General features: G+C 38.7%; 17 protein-coding genes and 1 pseudogene. 5 read left to right on the forward strand and 13 right to left on the reverse strand.

The window, feature by feature from the left end; genetic code table 11:
* Nucleotides 1-246: 246 nt before the first annotated feature.
* On the reverse strand, nt 247-1,806 hold the full coding sequence (locus DWW81_RS11090) for a CotH kinase family protein (protein ID WP_181982734.1): 1,560 nt from the start codon (nt 1,804-1,806) through the stop codon (nt 247-249).
* A 170-nt stretch (nt 1,807-1,976) separates the two neighbouring features.
* Here DWW81_RS11090 and DWW81_RS11095 point away from each other — a divergent pair, with 170 nt between their 5' ends.
* A complete protein-coding gene (locus DWW81_RS11095; RefSeq protein WP_117897840.1) occupies nt 1,977-2,972 on the forward strand; it encodes an aldo/keto reductase in 996 nt (331 codons plus the stop codon).
* A 38-nt stretch (nt 2,973-3,010) separates the two neighbouring features.
* Here DWW81_RS11095 and DWW81_RS11100 read toward each other — a convergent pair whose 3' ends face one another.
* Nucleotides 3,011-4,186, reverse strand: a complete 1,176-nt coding sequence (locus tag DWW81_RS11100; protein ID WP_242989620.1) for an iron-containing alcohol dehydrogenase family protein — start codon at nt 4,184-4,186, stop codon at nt 3,011-3,013.
* A gap of 118 nt (nt 4,187-4,304) precedes the next feature.
* On the opposite strand from DWW81_RS11100, the gene DWW81_RS11105 reads away from it, so the two are divergent.
* Nucleotides 4,305-5,180 (forward strand): radical SAM protein, encoded by an 876-nt coding sequence (locus DWW81_RS11105; protein ID WP_117897837.1) that lies wholly within the window; start codon nt 4,305-4,307, stop codon nt 5,178-5,180.
* A 50-nt stretch (nt 5,181-5,230) separates the two neighbouring features.
* Nucleotides 5,231-6,154 carry a hypothetical protein gene (locus tag DWW81_RS11110; protein ID WP_117897835.1) on the forward strand — a complete coding sequence of 308 codons (924 nt, stop codon included), beginning with the start codon at nt 5,231-5,233 and terminating at the stop codon, nt 6,152-6,154.
* 114 nt (nt 6,155-6,268) lie between these two features.
* On the opposite strand, the gene DWW81_RS11115 is transcribed toward DWW81_RS11110, so the two are convergent.
* The 3 genes from DWW81_RS11115 to DWW81_RS11125 form a co-directional block, all read right to left on the reverse strand.
* Nucleotides 6,269-8,881, reverse strand: coding sequence for an ABC transporter permease (locus tag DWW81_RS11115; RefSeq protein WP_117897833.1), 2,613 nt, complete (start codon nt 8,879-8,881; stop codon nt 6,269-6,271).
* Nucleotides 8,881-9,582 (reverse strand): ABC transporter ATP-binding protein, encoded by a 702-nt coding sequence (locus DWW81_RS11120; protein ID WP_117865339.1) that lies wholly within the window; start codon nt 9,580-9,582, stop codon nt 8,881-8,883. Before DWW81_RS11120 ends, DWW81_RS11115 begins: the two co-directional genes overlap by 1 nt.
* A gap of 153 nt (nt 9,583-9,735) precedes the next feature.
* Nucleotides 9,736-10,362 carry a TetR/AcrR family transcriptional regulator gene (locus DWW81_RS11125; protein WP_117897831.1) on the reverse strand — a complete coding sequence of 209 codons (627 nt, stop codon included), beginning with the start codon at nt 10,360-10,362 and terminating at the stop codon, nt 9,736-9,738.
* Nucleotides 10,363-10,507: 145 nt separating this feature from the next.
* Here DWW81_RS11125 and DWW81_RS11130 point away from each other — a divergent pair, with 145 nt between their 5' ends.
* Entirely contained in the window at nt 10,508-10,822 is a 315-nt protein-coding gene (locus DWW81_RS11130) for a hypothetical protein (RefSeq protein WP_117897828.1), read from the forward strand.
* 449 nt (nt 10,823-11,271) lie between these two features.
* Here DWW81_RS11130 and DWW81_RS11140 read toward each other — a convergent pair whose 3' ends face one another.
* From DWW81_RS11140 to DWW81_RS11180, 8 genes are all read right to left on the reverse strand, one after another.
* On the reverse strand, nt 11,272-12,354 hold the full coding sequence (locus DWW81_RS11140; RefSeq protein ID WP_117897822.1) for a hypothetical protein: 1,083 nt from the start codon (nt 12,352-12,354) through the stop codon (nt 11,272-11,274).
* A 139-nt stretch (nt 12,355-12,493) separates the two neighbouring features.
* Nucleotides 12,494-13,219 carry a hypothetical protein gene (locus tag DWW81_RS11145; RefSeq protein ID WP_117856758.1) on the reverse strand — a complete coding sequence of 242 codons (726 nt, stop codon included), beginning with the start codon at nt 13,217-13,219 and terminating at the stop codon, nt 12,494-12,496.
* A 5-nt stretch (nt 13,220-13,224) separates the two neighbouring features.
* On the reverse strand, nt 13,225-13,671 hold the full coding sequence (locus DWW81_RS11150; RefSeq protein ID WP_147338990.1) for a hypothetical protein: 447 nt from the start codon (nt 13,669-13,671) through the stop codon (nt 13,225-13,227).
* 156 nt (nt 13,672-13,827) lie between these two features.
* The gene (locus tag DWW81_RS11155) at nt 13,828-14,880 is read right to left on the reverse strand and encodes a leucine-rich repeat domain-containing protein (protein WP_117876722.1); all 1,053 of its coding nucleotides are present in this window, start codon (nt 14,878-14,880) and stop codon (nt 13,828-13,830) included.
* Between the two features lie 571 nt (nt 14,881-15,451).
* On the reverse strand, nt 15,452-15,742 hold the full coding sequence (locus DWW81_RS13430; RefSeq protein WP_147339755.1) for a hypothetical protein: 291 nt from the start codon (nt 15,740-15,742) through the stop codon (nt 15,452-15,454).
* 246 nt (nt 15,743-15,988) lie between these two features.
* Nucleotides 15,989-16,921, reverse strand: a complete 933-nt coding sequence (locus DWW81_RS11170) for a hypothetical protein (protein WP_117897816.1) — start codon at nt 16,919-16,921, stop codon at nt 15,989-15,991.
* Nucleotides 16,918-17,709 (reverse strand): hypothetical protein, encoded by a 792-nt coding sequence (locus DWW81_RS11175; RefSeq protein ID WP_117897814.1) that lies wholly within the window; start codon nt 17,707-17,709, stop codon nt 16,918-16,920. The genes DWW81_RS11170 and DWW81_RS11175 overlap by 4 nt, the downstream gene beginning before the upstream one ends.
* A gap of 83 nt (nt 17,710-17,792) precedes the next feature.
* Nucleotides 17,793-18,596: a cellulose binding domain-containing protein gene (locus DWW81_RS11180; protein ID WP_117945389.1), complete on the reverse strand. Its 804-nt coding sequence runs from the start codon at nt 18,594-18,596 to the stop codon at nt 17,793-17,795.
* Here DWW81_RS11180 and DWW81_RS11185 point away from each other — a divergent pair.
* Nucleotides 18,510-19,013 (forward strand): annotated as a pseudogene (locus DWW81_RS11185) (ThiF family adenylyltransferase); the annotation flags it as partial. The gene DWW81_RS11180 and the pseudogene DWW81_RS11185 overlap by 87 nt on opposite strands.
* Between the last annotated feature and the right edge of the window lie 113 nt (nt 19,014-19,126).

Consider the following 19,126-nt stretch of genomic DNA (forward strand, 5'->3'; position numbering starts at 1 on the left):
ATACTATCTTATTATACCGATTTTACAGCATTTTTCAAGTCTGATTTATTAAGGCAACACCGCACAAAGCCCGCCTGACGGCTTTGCACGCCATCTGCTTGCAGATTTTCCGTCATATCACACAAAAATCCCTTGACATACGACAGTATGCCTGCGGAATTTTTATGCAATCTGACAAAAAATCTGACTACGCATCTGACGCACAATCTTTGTGCGGTATTGCCTTAATTGAATAAAATTTATCATTTAAGATGAGCTGTTACTTGCGTCAGACTTTATTTTCCACTGACTGTTGAGCCAATAAATGCGGTTTTCGATCCAATTGAAAAGATCCTCAGCAGAGTCAGGGCCCCACTCTTCGCCTTTTCTAAGGTCGGCGTCATACTCTTTGAGATATTCACGCTCTGTTTTTATACAGCCCTGTAAAAGCTTTTCCCGGCTCATCTCTGTCCACTTTTCCTTGACAGAGTCCATAAACCAATCCTGCTTACAAAGAATGATAAACCACGGGTTTGAGCGGTCGCCTTTTTTAGCCACAAAATTCTTGTCTGTGAAAGCACCAGCATAATATTTCTCAGTGCTGTCATTATATGCCCAGTTAAAATCCCAAGGTGAGGTGAATTTCAGCTTAGGACATTTACTGTCCTTTGAAAGATCGACGCACATATAGAAGCTTCCCTCACCACAGTCATAGTCATGTACGATCTCATAAAGAATATACATATCTCTCACTGAGTCTATATCCATAACGGCAGAAACGGCTTCCTCAGCGGTGGTAACATCGGAGTCAACAAGGTCATAATTTTCATCAAATTTGTAATATTTGCCGTTCTCGCAGGCTTCATAAACTATCTTGAAAAGATTGTTGAGATACTTGTCAATAAAGTCTATCTGATTTTGCGAATAGAGGTCATTCTTGATAGAATATTCCGCAGGAACGAACTGCCTCGTTTCGCCGTTTATATCGGTGACAGTGGCATTTTCATAGTCCATGCTTATATAATGGTTATCCTCATCGCTTGTTGCATAGTTGTCAAGCTCAAGATAATAGCCTATATCAGTATCGGTGTAGCCCTCCGCAGGCTCGGAGATATCCACTCTGTTTGGATTTATCTGACACTGTTCGCAAAGCTCATAAACGCCTTGAAACTCCTCGTTCACATAGAGGTGAACAAGCTGACCGTCTGAGCAGAAATTGCTGTCACCCATGATAGTTCTGCCAAAACGGAATGCGATATCGTTTCTTATTAGATCCCAATCTGATTTCAACAGCACCCAGCTTTTGCACTCTGCGCCGTTATTAAGCCCAAGCATATTTGTCTTTTTATCAAATTTTATCCTATAAGGCACTTTGTTTGCAAGGATCTGACTAACATCGCCGTAATATGCGCTTGAATTTCCTCTTACCTTTATGCCTGCTGAGGCTTCGTTTATCTCCAATTTTTCATCACAATTGAAAACGTCCACCACGCAGGAAGTATACTTCTCCCTTGAAGCTATCATATCGTCAGGGGCAGTTGTGACGCTTATAACAGGTATCTTACTTTCTGATCGTATCTTTTTCTTAAAACTTTCTTTTTCAGCCTTGTCAGCACTTAGGCTTTCATAAGTAGCAGGTTCAGAGTTTATGACCTGTTTTGTGGTGGCATGGAGAGTTACAACAGGTTCAGCCGTTGTTGTCACAGCCTGAGATTCGGCAGAACTACTCTCTGCTTTTGAGCTTTCCCCTGTTTCTTTAGCACAGCTTGTAAACATTGCTCCCGTCATGACCACAGCACATACAGCAGCGATAATTCTTCTGTTCATATCATTCCTCATATTATTATCTTTCCATTTATTGTGCATTACACACATATTTTTTATCATATAACTTATTCAATTATAGCACATTGACATAGATAATACAATATGCTATAATCATAAAAGTAAGTGGGATAATTTATGCACTAACACGATTATATAGGAGGTTTTTTGAAATGTTTATACCTGACGATAAAAGATATGACAAAATGATATACAACCGCTGTGAAAAAAGCGGGCTTAAACTATCAGCGTTGTCTTTGGGCTTTTGGCAGAATTTCAGCCTGAAAAACAATTTTGAGAACATGGAAAGAATGGTACACACTGCGTTCAACAGCGGTATCACACATTTTGACCTTGCAAACAACTATGGCAATCCCTACAACGGCTCGGCAGAGGAAAACTTCGGCAGGATACTCGACCGTGGCATGAGAGAGTTCCGTGACGAGATGTGCATTTCCACCAAGGCAGGTTATGAAATGTGGGCAGGTCCATACGGTGACAAAAACGGCTCGAGGAAATATCTCACGGCAAGCCTTGACCAGTCTCTAAAAAGAATGGGACTTGAATATGTTGACATTTTCTATCACCATGTAAGAGATCCCGAAACGCCTCTTGAAGAGACTGCCCTTGCACTTGACAATGCAGTAAGGCAGGGCAAGGCGCTTTATGTTGGCATATCAAATTACAACAGAGCCGACACAGCCGAAATGCTGAAAATTTTCCGAGAGCTAAGAACTCCTTTTATTATCAATCAGCCCTCATATTCCATACTCAACCGCTGGATAGAGGACGATAAGCTTGACAGCCTTGCACTTTCTGAAGGCTTTGGCATTGCAGTGTTCTCGCCGCTGTATCAGGGCTTTCTCACAAGTAAATATCTCAAAGGCATACCGGCAGATTCAAGGGTAGGCAGAGGCGAAACATGGATAGGCAATGAGCTTAACGACAAAATGATAGAAAAGCTCAACAAGCTTAATGATATCGCTGCTTCGAGGGGACAGACCCTTTCGCAAATGGCACTTTCATGGGTGCTTCACAACAAGGCTGTTACTACTGTGCTTATAGGTGCAAGTCGTCCTGAGCAGATAACGGAAAACATAGGCTGTCTTGACCGCCTTGACTTCACAGAAGCTGAACTTGCAGAGATAGACAGGCTTGCGGAGATATAATAAAGAAGCTGTCAGAGCCACCGCCCTGACAGCTTCTTTTATGCGTTATAATAGCGAACGTAATCGTCAAGCATATCTGCCGTAAGCCCAAAAGGATAATTTTTAAGCTTGGCAGGGTTGGCAAGTATTCCGTCCCTGTCCTTTTTCCAAAGCTTCTCTGACATATCAAGCTTGCCAAAAAGCGTCCTGATATAATCTCGGAAAGTGTCGATATCGTCAAAGCCAAGAAGCTGTTTTACAACATACTCCACCTCGGTGCTGTCACCGTATTTTTTCAAAAAACCTGACAGAAAAACGCCTACTGCCTTGCCGTGGGGTACGCCATTTTCATAGGTCAAAGTATAGCTCAAACCGTGAGGTATGCTTGTGCCTGTGTAGGCTATCGCCATGCCTGCAAGCACTGATGCCTGCATGAAAGTTGAGAACTCATCATCGGTCATATGAGCAAATCTCTCCTCACTTTCAAGACAGCCCTTACAGCTTGCCCAAAGCTTCATGCCCTCCTCTGCATATGCACGGCTGAACGCGTTTGCGTTGGTGTTGAGCCGTGACTCTATCATGTGAGCAAGTGCGTCAACGCAGGTGCTTTTCATACCGCTGTATGAGGAGGTTTTAAGATAGCTGTAGTCAACCAATGCAAGTGACGGGAATATTTTGTGGGCAATAGATTTCTTGGTCTGCTTGATGTGGGAAGTCAGGATAGAATAAGGTGTAGCCTCCGAGCCTGTTCCGCAGGTGGTAGGCACACAGACTATAGGGTAAAAAGGTAGTTTCGCAGGAGTGTAAAGAAGCTCCTCCACCTTGGCAACGCTGTCTGAAAGCTCACACTTCTCAGCTTTTACAACGCTCTCGCTTTCAGTAAACTCGGCATTTTCGCAAACTATCCCATTCTTAGCAAGCATTGAGATCGCCTTGCTTGCGTCCATTGGCGAACCTCCGCCCACTGCCACGAACATATCCACGCCGTATTTTACCGCCGCCGTTGCCGCTGTGTAAACAGTTTCCACAGACGGGTTTTCCTCAATATCATTATATATCACATATCCAATGCCCTGACTTTCAAGCACTGCCCTGACATCATCAAGAGAGCCGTTCACCGCAGAAGAATGTCTGCCTGTGACTATCATAGCCTTTTTACCAAGTGCGGCTATCTCGCCCCCGTGATTTTTTACCGCTCCATTTTCTATGTAAATATCTGTAGGTATATTTCTCATTTTCAACGCTCCTTCTGGCTTTTTATCCATTATAGCACCTTTGACGGCGATTTTCAAGCCTTGACTTTGTGGAACATATGTGCTATAATATTAGTAATAAATCATGGAGGGAAAAGCTATGCACTTCACAACAGCAAAAGGTATACTCTCGCTTAAAAACGGCATGAATTTATATCGTGGCTGTCAGCACGGCTGTATTTACTGCGACAGCCGCTCGGTATGCTATAATATGCAGCATGATTTTGAAGATATCGAAATAAAAGAAAACGCCGTGGAGCTTCTCGAAGAAGCCCTCAAACGCAAACGCCGCAGGTGCATGATAGGCATGGGCGCAATGTGCGACCCTTATATGCCACTTGAAATGACAGTACAGCTCACGCTGAAAAGCCTTATGGCAATAGAAAAATACGGCTTTGGTGTCACGCTTATCACAAAGTCTGACAAAATTCTCCGTGATATTGATATAATCCAGCGCATAAACCAAAAGAGCAAGGCGGTCATTGCAATGACCCTTACAACGGCTGACGAAAAGCTTTGCAGGATACTAGAGCCGAATGTTTGCACCACTCAAGGGCGATACGAGGTGCTGAAAGAGTTTCAGCGGCGTGAAATCCCAACTGTCGTGTGGCTCACGCCTATTCTGCCTTTTATAAACGATACGGAAGAAAATTTACGCCGCATATTGGATATGTGCTTTGATGCAGGCGTTAAGGGGATAATATGCTTTAGCTTCGGGGTCACTCTCCGTGAGGGCGACAGAGAGTATTTTTACAAGAAGCTTGACGAGCATTTTCCGGGAATGAAAGAAAAATATATCCGTACCTTTGGAAATTCTTATATCTGCAATAGTCCGAACAATAAGAAACTTATGGATATTTTTGTATCTCAGTGCAAAAGCCATGGTGTCATGTACAGCCCAGAGGAGATTTTCGCATACGAAAACGAATTTGACGTGAGTGACGGTCAGACGAGTATTTTTGATACTGCCGATTGAAAACCTCTCCCCTTTATGTTATAATAAAGAAAAAACATCAAGGTGAAGCAATGAATAAAAATCAAAATATAGCTATGGGGATATCCCTTGCTGTGGTGGCAATAATGGTCGGCTCGGCGGAGATCTTCGGGGAAAAGGAAATAATTTTTCCTGAGATAACGGCAGTGGCAATGGGTGCGCTAATTGCGCCTGTACAATCTTGGAACACCTCTCGCACACGGCTTTTTGCGGCGATAGTTTCTGCCGCCGTCGCAGGCGTGTGCATAGTGCGGTTTATCCCTGAGATACTTATACTTCGTATAGCTTTGGGACTTCTTGTAGCAGTGAGCGTTATAACGCTGTCAAAAACTAGCTTCGTTCCTGCCATTTCAGCCTGCATACTTCCGATACTTATGGGTACAAAAAGCCCTATTTACGTCATTTCCGTTGCGGTCATGACAGCATTTATACTTATTTTTCAAAAAGTTCTTGAGTGCTTTGGGCTTCATGAAAAGTATGAATATAGACCTATCGAACCAAGCTCAGAGCTTCTAAAACTACGAGCAAAACAAGTCATCACGGTGCTTGTTATCTGCATATTGCCTGTGCATTTTCACGAGATATTCTTTATCGCTCCGCCGCTTATAGTTGCATTTTTCGAGCTTAGCGGCAAAGGCTCAAAGCTTATGAATCGAAAATACACCGCAATTGCTCTCATGGCGGTGGCTGCGTTTGCAGGTGTTATGGCAAGATTTTTTATCTCTGAAAAGCTTGGACTTACCCTGACATTAGGCGCAGTTTTATCCTCCGCTGTGATATTCGTCATTTGCCGAAAAGCAAAGCTTTATTTTCCTCCATGCTGTGCAATATCTACCTTGCCTTTTATAATCCCCAAAACTGCAATAATAAAATTTCCATTTGAAGTCATAGCAGGATATATTGTCCTTACCATTGCCGCAGTTATCATAACCAAAATAGACAATAATACAAATTAGGCATAATCAAAAACGTACAAAGCTTTATGATCCGCCCCCCAGAAGTTAGACCAAAAATCTAACAACTTGGAGGTCACATCATTACGCTCTGTACGTTTTTTGTATATCAAGAAATCATTCTCTGTTTTTAAGCACCTCGGCAGGGGTTATCTTGCCAAGCTTTCTTACAAGAATTGAGGTGATGATAAAGTATGTTGCCATTACTCCTGCAAAAATTATAACGTAAGCATACCATGGGAATGCAAGGTTTATTCCGCTTGTTACGTTTGGAATGAACACTGGGAAAACCTTGTCCATAAACATCTTTGAAAGCGGTATCTCGATAAGTGCGCCCAACGTTATGATAATTGCGTTTCCGTTTAGGTAAAGCTTTTTCACGTCCTTGGTCTTATAGCCGAACACCTTCACAAGAGATATTCCAAAGGAAGCCCTTTCTATTGTAACATTCAGCATTAGGAACATCACAGAGCAGAAAATTATTACAGCAACCGCAATAAGCATTACTATCATTGACATCATAAGATCCGTGAAAACTGCCGCTGAACGTTCGATATCCGATTTTGTTGTTGTGCTGTAAAGTCTGCCCTCGTCAATGTCAAGTTTCTTGTCTGAGAGCAAACAGTTGTAGTAAGTGTCGCTCTCACCAAAAAGCTCACGCATACTGTCAATATCCATGAACACCATAAGTCCGCCACGCTCGTCGCAGATATCCTCCACTGTGAATGCGTAATCCATTGAGGTCGCATCGTCTGTCAGGATAAACTTGTCGCCCTTTGCCACTCCGTAACGCTCCACAACTGACTGGCTCACTGTTATAAAGCTCTTGCCCTTGTGTGTTTTCACATCATAATACTTGTTGTCGCTGTCCATACCCATAACGGTGACATCAAGGTTATAGCCAAGCTGTTCCTTTGAAAGCGTTTTTACAAAGCAAGCCTCGCCACCCTCCGGAACGCTTTCCTCTGGATATTTCAGAGTGTACATATACTCGTATTTTGTGTCATTTATAGTGTCTTTTCTCACGTTCTCACAGAGATAGTAGCAATCAACGCCAAGCATAAGAATGAACAGTGAAAACAGCATACTGAGAAGCACTGTTATGCCTGTGCGCATTTCACGAAGCATTTGGCGTATCTGAAATCTGCGGATAAAATTCCTGCTTTTTATCTTCACTCTGCTGTAGTGACCTGTTTTCTGCTCGTTTCTGATAAGTGAAAGAGCCGTCTGAGAAAGCCGCTTGTTTATCACAAGGGTATTAACTATCACCGAAACAACAGGAGGCATTACAATGCTGTAAATGATAAGATACAAAGGATAAACAGGTGTAAAATCAGGAAGCGAGAAATATGCGTAGCTGTCGAGAAGCTGATAATCGATCCCCACAGGTGAGAAGCCTATGACCGCACCGATTATTCCGCCAACAAATGCAACTATAGTCGGCAATGTTACGTAGTGGCGAATAAGATCTTTTTTCTTTGCACCAAGAGCATAAAGCGCACCTATAACACTGCTTTCACGCTGGATCTGATGAATGACGAAAACAGAGATAACATAAGTAAGAAGTGCCATAAGTATAACACCCACACCAAGTCCTGCATATTTGTTCATGACAACGTCACCTGCCGCACCGGCTATACGAACGTTGTCGCCCTTTTTCACAAACATTGTCAGGTTGTCAAGGTCAATGGTGAACACCTCGTCAAGAAGCTCGTCAGCCTGCTTTTTGAAGCTATCAATACCATTCGCAAGGCTCTCTGCACCGCTGTATGCAGATCTAGCACCCTCTGACAGGTCTTTTGAGCCGTCATATGCGGCCTTAACTCCTGCCGTGATAGCGTTCGCACCCTTTGGGAGTGCCTTTGCACCCTCGTAAAGTCCGCCCATTGCGTCATAGAGAGCGTCTGCTCCCTCAGAAAGGTCTTTCACGCCGTTTTCAAGTGTCTGTGAGCCGTCATAGAGCTTGTCGATACCATTTGAGATATCGTCACGCTGTTTCAAGACGTCCTTGATAGTTTCAAGATAATACTTGTCTGTGACTTTTTTATAATCAAAGTCGAAATCCTCGATCATTTTCTTCAGCTCATCATCAGTTGCCTTGCCGTTAAGTCTGTAAGCATAGCAAAGATCCTCCGCTTTCTGTTCACTGTCATTTTTGAAATAGTCATACTGATCGTCGCTTACGAAAAGAAGTCCGAAGCCCTTGCTTGACACAGCCGTGTCAGAGAAATTTTCAAAAGGTGCGTCATAGTCAGGTGTAGTTCCTATTCCAACTATCTCAAACTCAACTCCGCCTGCTGTGAGCTTATCGCCCACTGACAGAGAATGTTCCTCGCTGTAACGCTTTTCGACTACTGCTTCGCCCTTTTTCTCAGCAAGTCTGCCGCTGTCAAGCTCGATAAGGTCAATGTCATTTCTTTTGCGGAAAACACGGAGCTTTGAGCCGTCCTTCGCGGTAACGTCAATGCTGAAATGCTGTTCAAGATTAATTCCTTTGTCTGTTATTTCCTTTTCCTGCTCATCTGTAAGAGGAATAAAAACGCCGAACTGTCCGTCTTCGACCTTGTTTTGCTTACCATGTTCGGCTGTTCCGTCGATGATAGTGTCTGCGCTTGCAACCACGGAAACTATTATGTACATTCCCATTACGATAAGCAATACAAGCGCAAGATAACGTGCGAAATTTGTTTTAAGCTCACGTCCGAGCCTTTTTCTGAGTACCCTGTTCATTACAAGTCCTCCAGCTCTGCGGCAGGTATGCGTGTTTCGTTAAGATAATCCTTTTTGATGAGTCCGTCCTTAACGATTATTACCTTATGCACCATATTTTTTATAGCATTGTTGTGGGTAACGATAAGCATTGTTGTGCCATATTTTGCATTGATTTTTTCCAGCAGGATAAGAATGTCCCTTGAAGTTTTGGAGTCAAGAGCGCCTGTAGGCTCGTCGCACAAAAGAAGCTTTGGATTTTTTATAAGTGCCCTTGCTATAGCACATCTCTGCTGCTGACCGCCTGAAAGCTGTGACGGAAACTTGTTTCTGTGTTCGGAAAGTCCCAACGTTGTGAGAAGTTCTTCCATATCCAGTGGCGAATCTGAAAGATATTCACAAACCTGAATATTTTCCACAACTGTCAGATTTGGAACGAGGTTATAAAACTGAAAGATAAAGCCCAGATTTTCCTTTCTGTAGTCGGCAAGCTTATCAGGTTTAAGACCGAAAATTTCCTTGCCGTCGACCTTAACAGAGCCACTGTCCATAGTGTCAAGGCCGCCTATGCAGTTAAGGAGCGTGGATTTACCAGAGCCGCTCGTACCCTGAATAACGCACATCTGACCTTTTTCTAGACTTGTGGTGATACCCTTTAGCACCTGAATATAGCTGGCGTCACTGCCGTAACTTTTCTTCACATCTCTGATCTCCAAATACATATCATTTCCTCCATTTACAAGTTAGATTTAGCTAACTTTACTTTATATAAAAATGTGCATAACTGCACATTTCATCGACATTTGAGATACAAAATTCACACATAACATTGTTATGTAGGTTTCTAAAAGTTACCGCCCGCAGGCGGCAATTTTCTAATCCTCGACTATCATTGTAAACCATATTTTTATTAGAAACTCCATTACTCTGCGCATATGGAGCTTCGCCTTTTCCACATCTCTCTCGTGAGTTAGCAAATGAGTGTAGGCGTCAACACTTATATGAGTTATCCAATGAAGCATATACTCATCAACGTGGCAGTTAGGCATTCTTGCGGCAGCTTTTTCCGCTGATATCCTAAAGCCCTGTTCTGTCATATCTACGATCATATCCACAGTATTTTCATACTCAGACCCTTGCGCACCCGTGAGCAGCAGCATAAAAACGTCATAGTGGAGATACATATAATCAACAAGTTTGTCAAGGTCGGTGTGAGTATCAATGTGATACTCAGCAGACAGCACCGCAGGGTCATCGCTATCCATATCCTGAGCGTCCTGCATATAATGCTCCGTAAGAAGCCTGCAAAGCTCTTTCAGCGGCTCATCGACAATAGCCTTGAACAAGTCATTTTTATTTTTAAAGAAGAAATACAGCGCACCGGTCGTCACGCCTGCGTCAGCGCATATTTTTCTCAGAGAAGCCTTCATATAACCATTTTCAGAGAACTCGGTCATTGCACTTTCCAACAGCTTTTCCCTTGTTTCAAGTTCGTCACCCATTACTGCACCCCGCTTTCCACTTCACATAACACTGTTATCTTAGCATATAACGCCCGATATGTCAATACATTTACTATATTTTCAGCATATTATATGATATTGAAACATAACAGTGTTATGTGATTGGTGACTATTACAAAATAAAATGGGAAGCGGCATACCTGTCTGTTCAGATCTCACGATTTCTGACGGGTTAAAGTATATAAGCGATAGCTATAAAATTGCTATGGTTTACAACGGCGACAGCACTCCTATGCTGGTCCTTGAAAACAAGTACTCATATAGCTGGGATATTTGCATTAGTGCAAGCGAGGTGTCGTCAGTAGTTGCTTTCTACTCATACGATGACATTGCACAAGCTTTCAGCAACTACCGTGTAAGCATTTATGACATGGGACAGCTTCACATATTTACCTCTAATTATACCGAGATCTACGGAGTATATGCGGCTCAGGTCTGATATTACAACATAGTAACTATTCAAGTCAAATAATAATCGGACCGAGCAAAATGTTCCACCGGAACATCTTACTCGGTCTTTTTCGTAGTATCGATAATTCAACATATTTACAACTATCCTGCATTTTTCACGCAATCACCAATCTGGTCATTTTCTCTATCCACTTATCAATGAAACTTATAAACCCCTCAAAGCTTCACAGCTCTCCATTTGTTTGAAATAACACCGATATTCCAATATGTAATAAAGCAGATAAACAACATACTGATTGCCGATACGACAACTGCTTCAATAATAAGAAACGGTGTCGAATAAGTTTCCATACTTCTTGACAGAATCGCCAAGATAATGTTCTGCATAAGTCTCACGAAAATTCCAAGTAGAATTATATCTAGTATAAATCTCCATAGAAATGATTTTGTTAATTGGGTCATTGTTTTTCCTCCTTATTATTCAACCGTGTATTCAATCGTGTTACTAATGGGAGTATATTCTCCTGTTGTTTCATTGTATCCGAAAGCAAGTATTATTTCATAATTTCCATACTTTCTATTACTTTTTAAGAAAGTTAGTTTATTAATCCACTCTTTCTTTGAGAAGTCCCAATTTTCATAAAATTCTCCATCTCTTTTTACATACAGACTGATGCTACGATCAAGAGGAACAACCCCAATATCTTCTTTATCATCATAATAAGGTATATGCGGTCGATTAATAAATACTGTTCCTTTTTCATCTACTTCAAGAGTTATTTCTATATCCATGTCAAGCAATTCATTTAATAACTCCGTAATTTCATTTTGCTCTTTTTTTTCGGCTTCTTCTGTAGCGTCATATTCTCCTACAATATTTAAACTACTTATCGTCATCGTATTAGGATAATAAGTAACGTCATAAAACGCCGAGAAATCAATCTTTGATTTGTCACCGGGAGAAATCATAAGTTTTGTATAACGATCGTTATCGTCAACGGCATCAATATACACAGCATTTCTTCCTTGGTTTTCAAAGTATAAGTACGACATAGTATCGAAGTGTACATCTTTAAGCGTTTCAGTATCTGAAAACATATCCTTTGCAGAGTTCACCATCATTACATAATCACTTTTTATTGCTTTAATGTCGTCCGAATAAGAACTAATACCGTAAACCGAAAAATAATTTTCAAAACCTCCTATAAAAACAAGAAGAAACAACACGATCTGAATTACATACATAAAGCATCTAAGTACAAGTCTATTACTTTTGGTTGGTATAAACCTTGTAACAACAAGCGATATACCAAAGTACACTCCGCCGATCATGGCAAGCGTACCAAGCATATAAAACAATGTACACAAAAACAGTTTAATAGGTGTATTCTCTCCAACAAAACTGTTAGGAAATACCAAACAATAAATTGTTAGACTAAGCACAAGACCACAAACCGTTATTAATCCTGACAATGCAAATGTCTTTGGAGACAGCGGCTTAATGGTGCCTTCGTCAACAAATCTTTTGTAGTTATACCAAAATAATGCCTTGTTAGCCATAATTATGTCACCTCAGATATGAATCTTGACGTAATTGTCAAAATGATATTTTGACAAAACCCAACAAATGTTTCCAATAAGATAATGTCTAATATGAACCGCCATAGGAATGATTTTGTGAATTGAGACATTGTTTTTCCTACGTATTTATAGTTGTTTTTTCAACAATAATTACAAATCCTGATGAACGATAGTATGTAATGCGATAAGATGCATTTTTATCATTTTTCAACAAATCATATTGCGAATTTGTCAAAATAAGTTCTGTATCATCTTGATTATAGTATGAAATAATATAATGGAGCCCATTTGATGATGTATACACATTAGGGCTAATGATATCATATTCAATAATATTATTAGTTTTAATATCATTATCAATTTGATTCAGGCACATGACCTGTTGAATTGAATTTTTCGTTCCGTATGAAGCAAAACTCTGCATCGACAAAACTATTATTGTGACAATCCATAATATAGAATATAGAGCCATTCTGATAGATTGTTTCTTCATGGCGTTGATTGATGAAATACTCAACGCTTTAACAAACTGATAATAACTAAACTTGTTTTTAAACCTATAGTCATCAAAATTGCTAAATGTTCTATCATATTTATTATACATTTCTATCACAGAAAATAATATCTTAGAAACGTTATAGCTACATATTAAAATACATATAAATCTTATAATAAATAGTACTTTTAAATTATGGATTGAATATTCTAGAAACTTCCCTGATAAAAAATTGGTTGCAACGCTATAATTAACATACATAAAAATAAATGAAATAATTATATTGTCTAATGTTATTAACAGAGCATAGTTATCTCTTGCATCTGGGTCATTCCATTTTTTCGACATATGATTCACTCCTCGACACTAATCATATTCTGTAAGCGATTCACTATTATTCTTGAATTAGTAATATCATCACTGTAAAAAATATATTTAATGAAATCTGGTGCTTCTTCTCTGAAATCAATATAAATTTGCTCAGCATAAAGTCTTGCATAGATTAATCTAGAATAGTTAATCGGAGCTTCTACTGCAATAATTTTATAATATTTATCATCATATGCAATTCCATATAAATCATTTCTAAGCATTTCATTTAAAACACTTGCAATACTTGCAGCTGCATATGTTTTAACGGCATATTTACATTGTTCAGAAATATTAAAAAACACATTTCCAAGTGCCACATACAGAGCATCATGCCCTACCTCGTTTTTCTTAGTTAGATCTACGTTATCACTTGTCAAAAGTGCGCGCATTGCTTCTACTCGTGCATTATATGCTAAATCCCAGATCATATTGTCGTTATCGCAGTAATCAATAAAACTGAAAACTTTTTTGTAATATCCATTATTATCCTCCGACTATGTATATCTGACAATACAAAACTATCAAATGTACTAGTTAATATATAATCTACACGGTGTTATCAATTAAACCTATTTATATGTTCATTACTCCGCCGCAAAATCAATATCGTTTTCCTTTGCATACTCCTCAGCATACGATCCTGATTTTCCCTTTATCGTCAAGCTATCACACTCATCAAAAGCGTTTTCCGCTATTTCATTGACCGACTCAGGAATGTAGATTTCCTTTAGGCTGTTACAACGTGCAAATGCCTCACTGTTTATCGTAGTTATATTGTCCGGAAGAACAAGAGCCTCCAAAGCCTTGCAGGCGAAAAATGCTCTTTTAGGTATAGTGTCTATCTTTGACGGGATATTTATTTCTTTAAGACCTGTACAGCCTTGGAAAGACTGTATTCCTATTGATTCTAGCGAGTCGGGGAAATCAAGCTTTTCCAAGCTTTTGCAACTTACAAATGCGTCATCCTCGATAGTTTTCAATCCGTCGTTAAATGTTATTGATGCCATATTCTCACAGCTGCTAAAAGAATCTTGTTTAATGACAGTTACTCCGTCGGGACAGGTAAATTCCTTTAAGCTAGTGCAATGTTTAAAACAAGCGAATGGTATTGTTGTTTGTGATTTAGGCATTTGTATTTTTTCGAGTGATTCACATAGCGAAAATATTCCAGCAGTGATTTCAGGAAAATTCTCAGGGTAATATAATTCTTTGATATCAAAAGTCATATCAAATTTATTACCTTCTTTACTGATCTTTCTGAAGGCGTCAATGGTGTGCCCTACAACCGTCTTATCATCTATTTCTATAGGTACATTAACAATGGTTTCAGTACCAAAATAGCTTGTAATAACGATTCCTTCATCACCATATTCCTTGCCCCACTCATCAACATATCCCTTAGCGTCAACATAAACATATCCGTTCTCTGTGATTGTCTGTCCTTTATCTTCCAACCCCTTATAATATGCTCGCTGGGCGTCGTTTAAACTATCCCATGCCGAAGCTTTGGCATTTGTAACTGAGCTGACTTCAGAATCCGAACTAACGTTAGAGCTTGTAGCCTGTCCACAAGAAACCAATGACACTGCCGTTACCGCAGTAATCAATAAAACTGAAAGCCTCTTTGTAATATCCATTATTATCCTCCTATAATTTATTATTCTAATTACTTTTAACTGTTTTGCTTTTCCATTTGATCGCAATACTTTCAATTGTCAATTTATTAGTATAATGTACTGTCATATAATAATATAGCTTATGTTGCTTTTACTCTATAAATTTTGACTGTAAGAAAAATTATTATCGAATATTGAAATGATATCAAAATCGAAGATTTTAGCTTAGACATCTGTAAAACATTAAACAAGAAACCCGTTATCGAGTCGGTAAACACAAACAGATATAAAAATGGTGGCGTATACATAGAGAATAATAAAAATAATATCACTGCTGTCATAAGTAAACTGATAATATCAAATTTATCCTTTTTTATATAAAACAATGTTGGCAAAATAACGATACATAGAAACGTAAGTGTGTTGATTATAAAAAACAAAGCAATTCCACTTGCCCACGTTGAACCGCTAAGAGTATCTAACACCTTTGAAAATACATATCTATACATAAGAGCAAACAAAATACTTAACAAGTATATCGTTATGTCAAGTGCAAGAATTTTAAAATAATTATATACCTTTTTCAAAATTATCATCCCCTTGATATAACGTAATAACTAATTTGTAAATGTGGATCTGATATGTAATCTGTTCCTTTGAGTACATCATTATCAGTACTGTATCTAATAAAATCCCATTTTACATCTTTAAATATTGGAGCCACTTCTTCTAATGCTATTGTCATATGCTCTTGCCCCTCTGCAGCCAACAAGGCTAAGTATTGCATGAAATATGCAGTGCTTTGACATTCAACCCATCGTCTGTCAGATATTAATAATTGCAAAATTTCTGAACCATTTATCTGAATCCATCGGATAGTCATAACAACCTTTCTTTGAAATAACGCCGATATTCCAGTATGTAATAAAACAGATAAATAGCATACTGATTGCTGATACAACAATCGCTTCAATAACTAGAAACGGGGTCGAATAAGTTTCCATACTTCTTGACAGAATTGCCAAGATAATGTTCTGCATAAGTCTCACGAAAATTCCAAGAAGAATTATATCTAATATAAATCTCCATAGGAATGATTTTGTAAATTGAGACATTGTTTCTCCTCCTGTTATTCAATAGTATATTCAATCGTATTGCTGATAGGAGTATATTCTCCCGTATCAGCATAATAATCAGTCACTAAAGTAACTGTGTAATCACCTTTATCAGCAAAAGTCAAAAAATTAGTCCAAGTTTTGCTGTATGCCTGAAAACATTTACTAAATTCACCGTTTTTGGTGACGTACCAAAATAGGTTTTTATCATAGCTATCCACTTCGGGTCTGTTTACCAAAATCCGTTTCTCATGGGCTATCTCCTCTTCGGTAAGAGTTATTTCAACCATTTGAATTTCAGACGTTTTTTGGTTCTCCTTTGAAAATGATATTGATTTCATCAAACCTGATTTTTTATAGTATTCAATTTCTCCGGATCTTAATTTAGAATTATCTTTATCAGTTATCAGCAATTTGTCTTTTTGAGTTATAGGAAACCTGTAAATAGTTCCTTCTTTGTCTACAGCTACAATATATAAAGAATCACGACTAGCAGATGTATGCGAAACTTCTCCGGGAAAATAAAAATCTTTAATTTTTAGGTTATCAATAGATTTAACATCAGAATCATGTAAATCCAGCAAGACATCTTGCCACAAGAGAAAATCCCCCTTAATATTTCCGCGAAGTATTGAAACATAGCTATCTGTAATCAAAGCATAGCCTAAAAAAATGCAAATAAATGTGCAAATTATATTAGCGATTAACTGCTTGACTTTATTATTCTCTCTAATTAAATTATGAAAAACATAAAAAATCAATAATGATGCTCCAAGATAAAGAATGATCTGGAATAAAATATTGATTGGGATTGTTACAGCCAGACGAATAAGAACTGATTTTCCAATTAAAGAAGAAGGAGTACAACAAATAGCAATAGTTATCAGCATAATAATCAAAATTATTATTACTGCATATATCATTTTTTTTGAGAAAGTTTTTTTCATATTGCCAAATCACCTTTTGTAAAATTATCTTCTATATACAAGATGTTTCTATATGCAAGTAAGTCCATTTCTCCATTGTCAGTATCAACTGTTGATGTATAATCATAAATATATTTTCTTATCCATAATGGAATAGCAAGCATATTTTCACTATACTTCATCTCAGCAAATTGTCTGGAATAAGCAAGATTTATAATTGATTGTTCAAGAGAATTACTATTATCATAATAGTATTCATATATATAATGAGCCTCCCCATTACCTGAATATGAATATTTTTGAGTAGAAACATTACTCAACTCATTGCAAAGACTAGATATAAATTCCTTACTTGCTTTTGATAATTCTCCGTTTGAGATTTCATATATATCAATATTTTTGACCGTGTTACTGAAAAGGTCCGATATACATGAAAAAGCAGTAGATATGCCTTGATCGCCTAATTCTAATACTGAAATAAGCAATGGAAACAGTGTATAGAACTCAGAATCTTCAGCCTTTTTAGTATCTGCTTCGACTGCATTCTCGTCATCTATTTTAAATTGTATCACAGCTTCTTCAATTTTGCAACCCTCATCGTAAATAAATTCCGAAAAAATTCCTAAAGTTGCATCATTTGTCATTGCTTTTGAGCAAAGGCTTTCTCTTGCATCAAGATTTGACAGAATATTCCCTGCAGCTTTTATTTTAACCGATACCTCGAAAGGATTTGTATCGGTATTAATATTTGAAAAGCTTTCGACATCTGACGGAACGTCAACTTCAAATATATACTCAGAATCAGGCACGCCAAAAGTCTGGGGATTTAATGGATCAAGTCCAAGAGCTATTTCATCGCCGTCGCTTATACCGTCGTCATCCGTATCGTATTTTAATTGTATTGTGCAAAAGCAGTCAACACAAGACCAGTTTCAAGAAATTCAAGCGATTCAAAGTTTTCGTTAATAGTCACTCCATTAACTATACAGTTGAATATTTCCGCTGTTACACCTCTTTCCTTTAAAGCTTTGAATCCAAATGTTTTAGTTTCATTAGCTGCTATCGGGGTTGTTGTAACGTCGTTTGCAATAGAATATGAATTTGCTTCTGCAGATACCAGTATCGCATTCCATATATCCTCAATTGTAAAATTAGTATCAAAATTGAGTTGCCAAGCTTCTATTGGTTCGGCTGAGAGATTTTGTATTTTTAATTCACCGGTAAAACCGTTACCCCAATCGTTGGTAACATTCAGCGAAAAAATATATTCATTTTCTGCTTTATCGGTTCTTTGTGAACAGATTTCAAAAGCTTTTGGAATTTCAAGACCTTCTCCTGTCACACAGTAACCGAAATTCACTTCCTGATCGAGCTGGATTTCATAATTATATCCTGCTCTTTTTATAATATACTGAGTTTCGCTGCTGTAAGCAATGCCGTTCCAAAGTCCGCTTATCTCTCCATGAGCGTCGTATTTCAAAGCCCAGTTTGATATAGTTTCTGAACATATATTTTTGATTTTTATTTCAATATTCTGATTATTGCCCCTTGAGCTTTTAACATCATAATAAACAACATAACCGTTGCCTATATATACAGACGAATTGTTATCAGCGACATCTGCCCTGACATAAAAATGAACACATACAAGTGTTTTTATATGCCTGACACAGCGGATCAGTTTGATTTTACTCAATATGATTACATTATCGACGCCATTGACACTGTTACAGGCAAGCTGGGGATAATAAAGCGAGCAGATGTCGCAGGAATACCTGTTATATCCTCAATGGGTGCAGGCAACAAGCTTGACCCTACAGCATTCCGTGTGGCGGACATTTATCAGACAAAGGTCTGCCCACTTGCAAAAGTCATGCGACGAGAGCTTAAAAAGGCAGGCATAAAGTCGCTTAAAGTTGTTTACTCAGAGGAACAGCCTATCAGACCGATAGAAGATATGGCTATTTCATGCCGTCAGAACTGCATTTGTCCTCCTGGTACGGCAAGAAAATGCACAGTACGCCGTGATATTCCAGGCTCAACAGCATTTGTGCCGTCGGTAGTTGGACTTATCGTGGCAGGAGAAGTTATAAAAGATCTGGCTAAGAAATAATACAAACAAAGGACGAACCACAAAAGTTCGTCCTTTTTCAATGTAAAAGAAGTAAATAAGAAAAAAGAGCCATAGCAAAAGCTACAGCTCTCTGGCTCCCCCTGTTGGACTCG

Source organism: Ruminococcus sp. AF17-1AC, assembly GCF_003461385.1.
GTDB classification, from domain to species: Bacteria; Bacillota; Clostridia; order Oscillospirales; family Ruminococcaceae; genus Hominimerdicola; species Hominimerdicola aceti.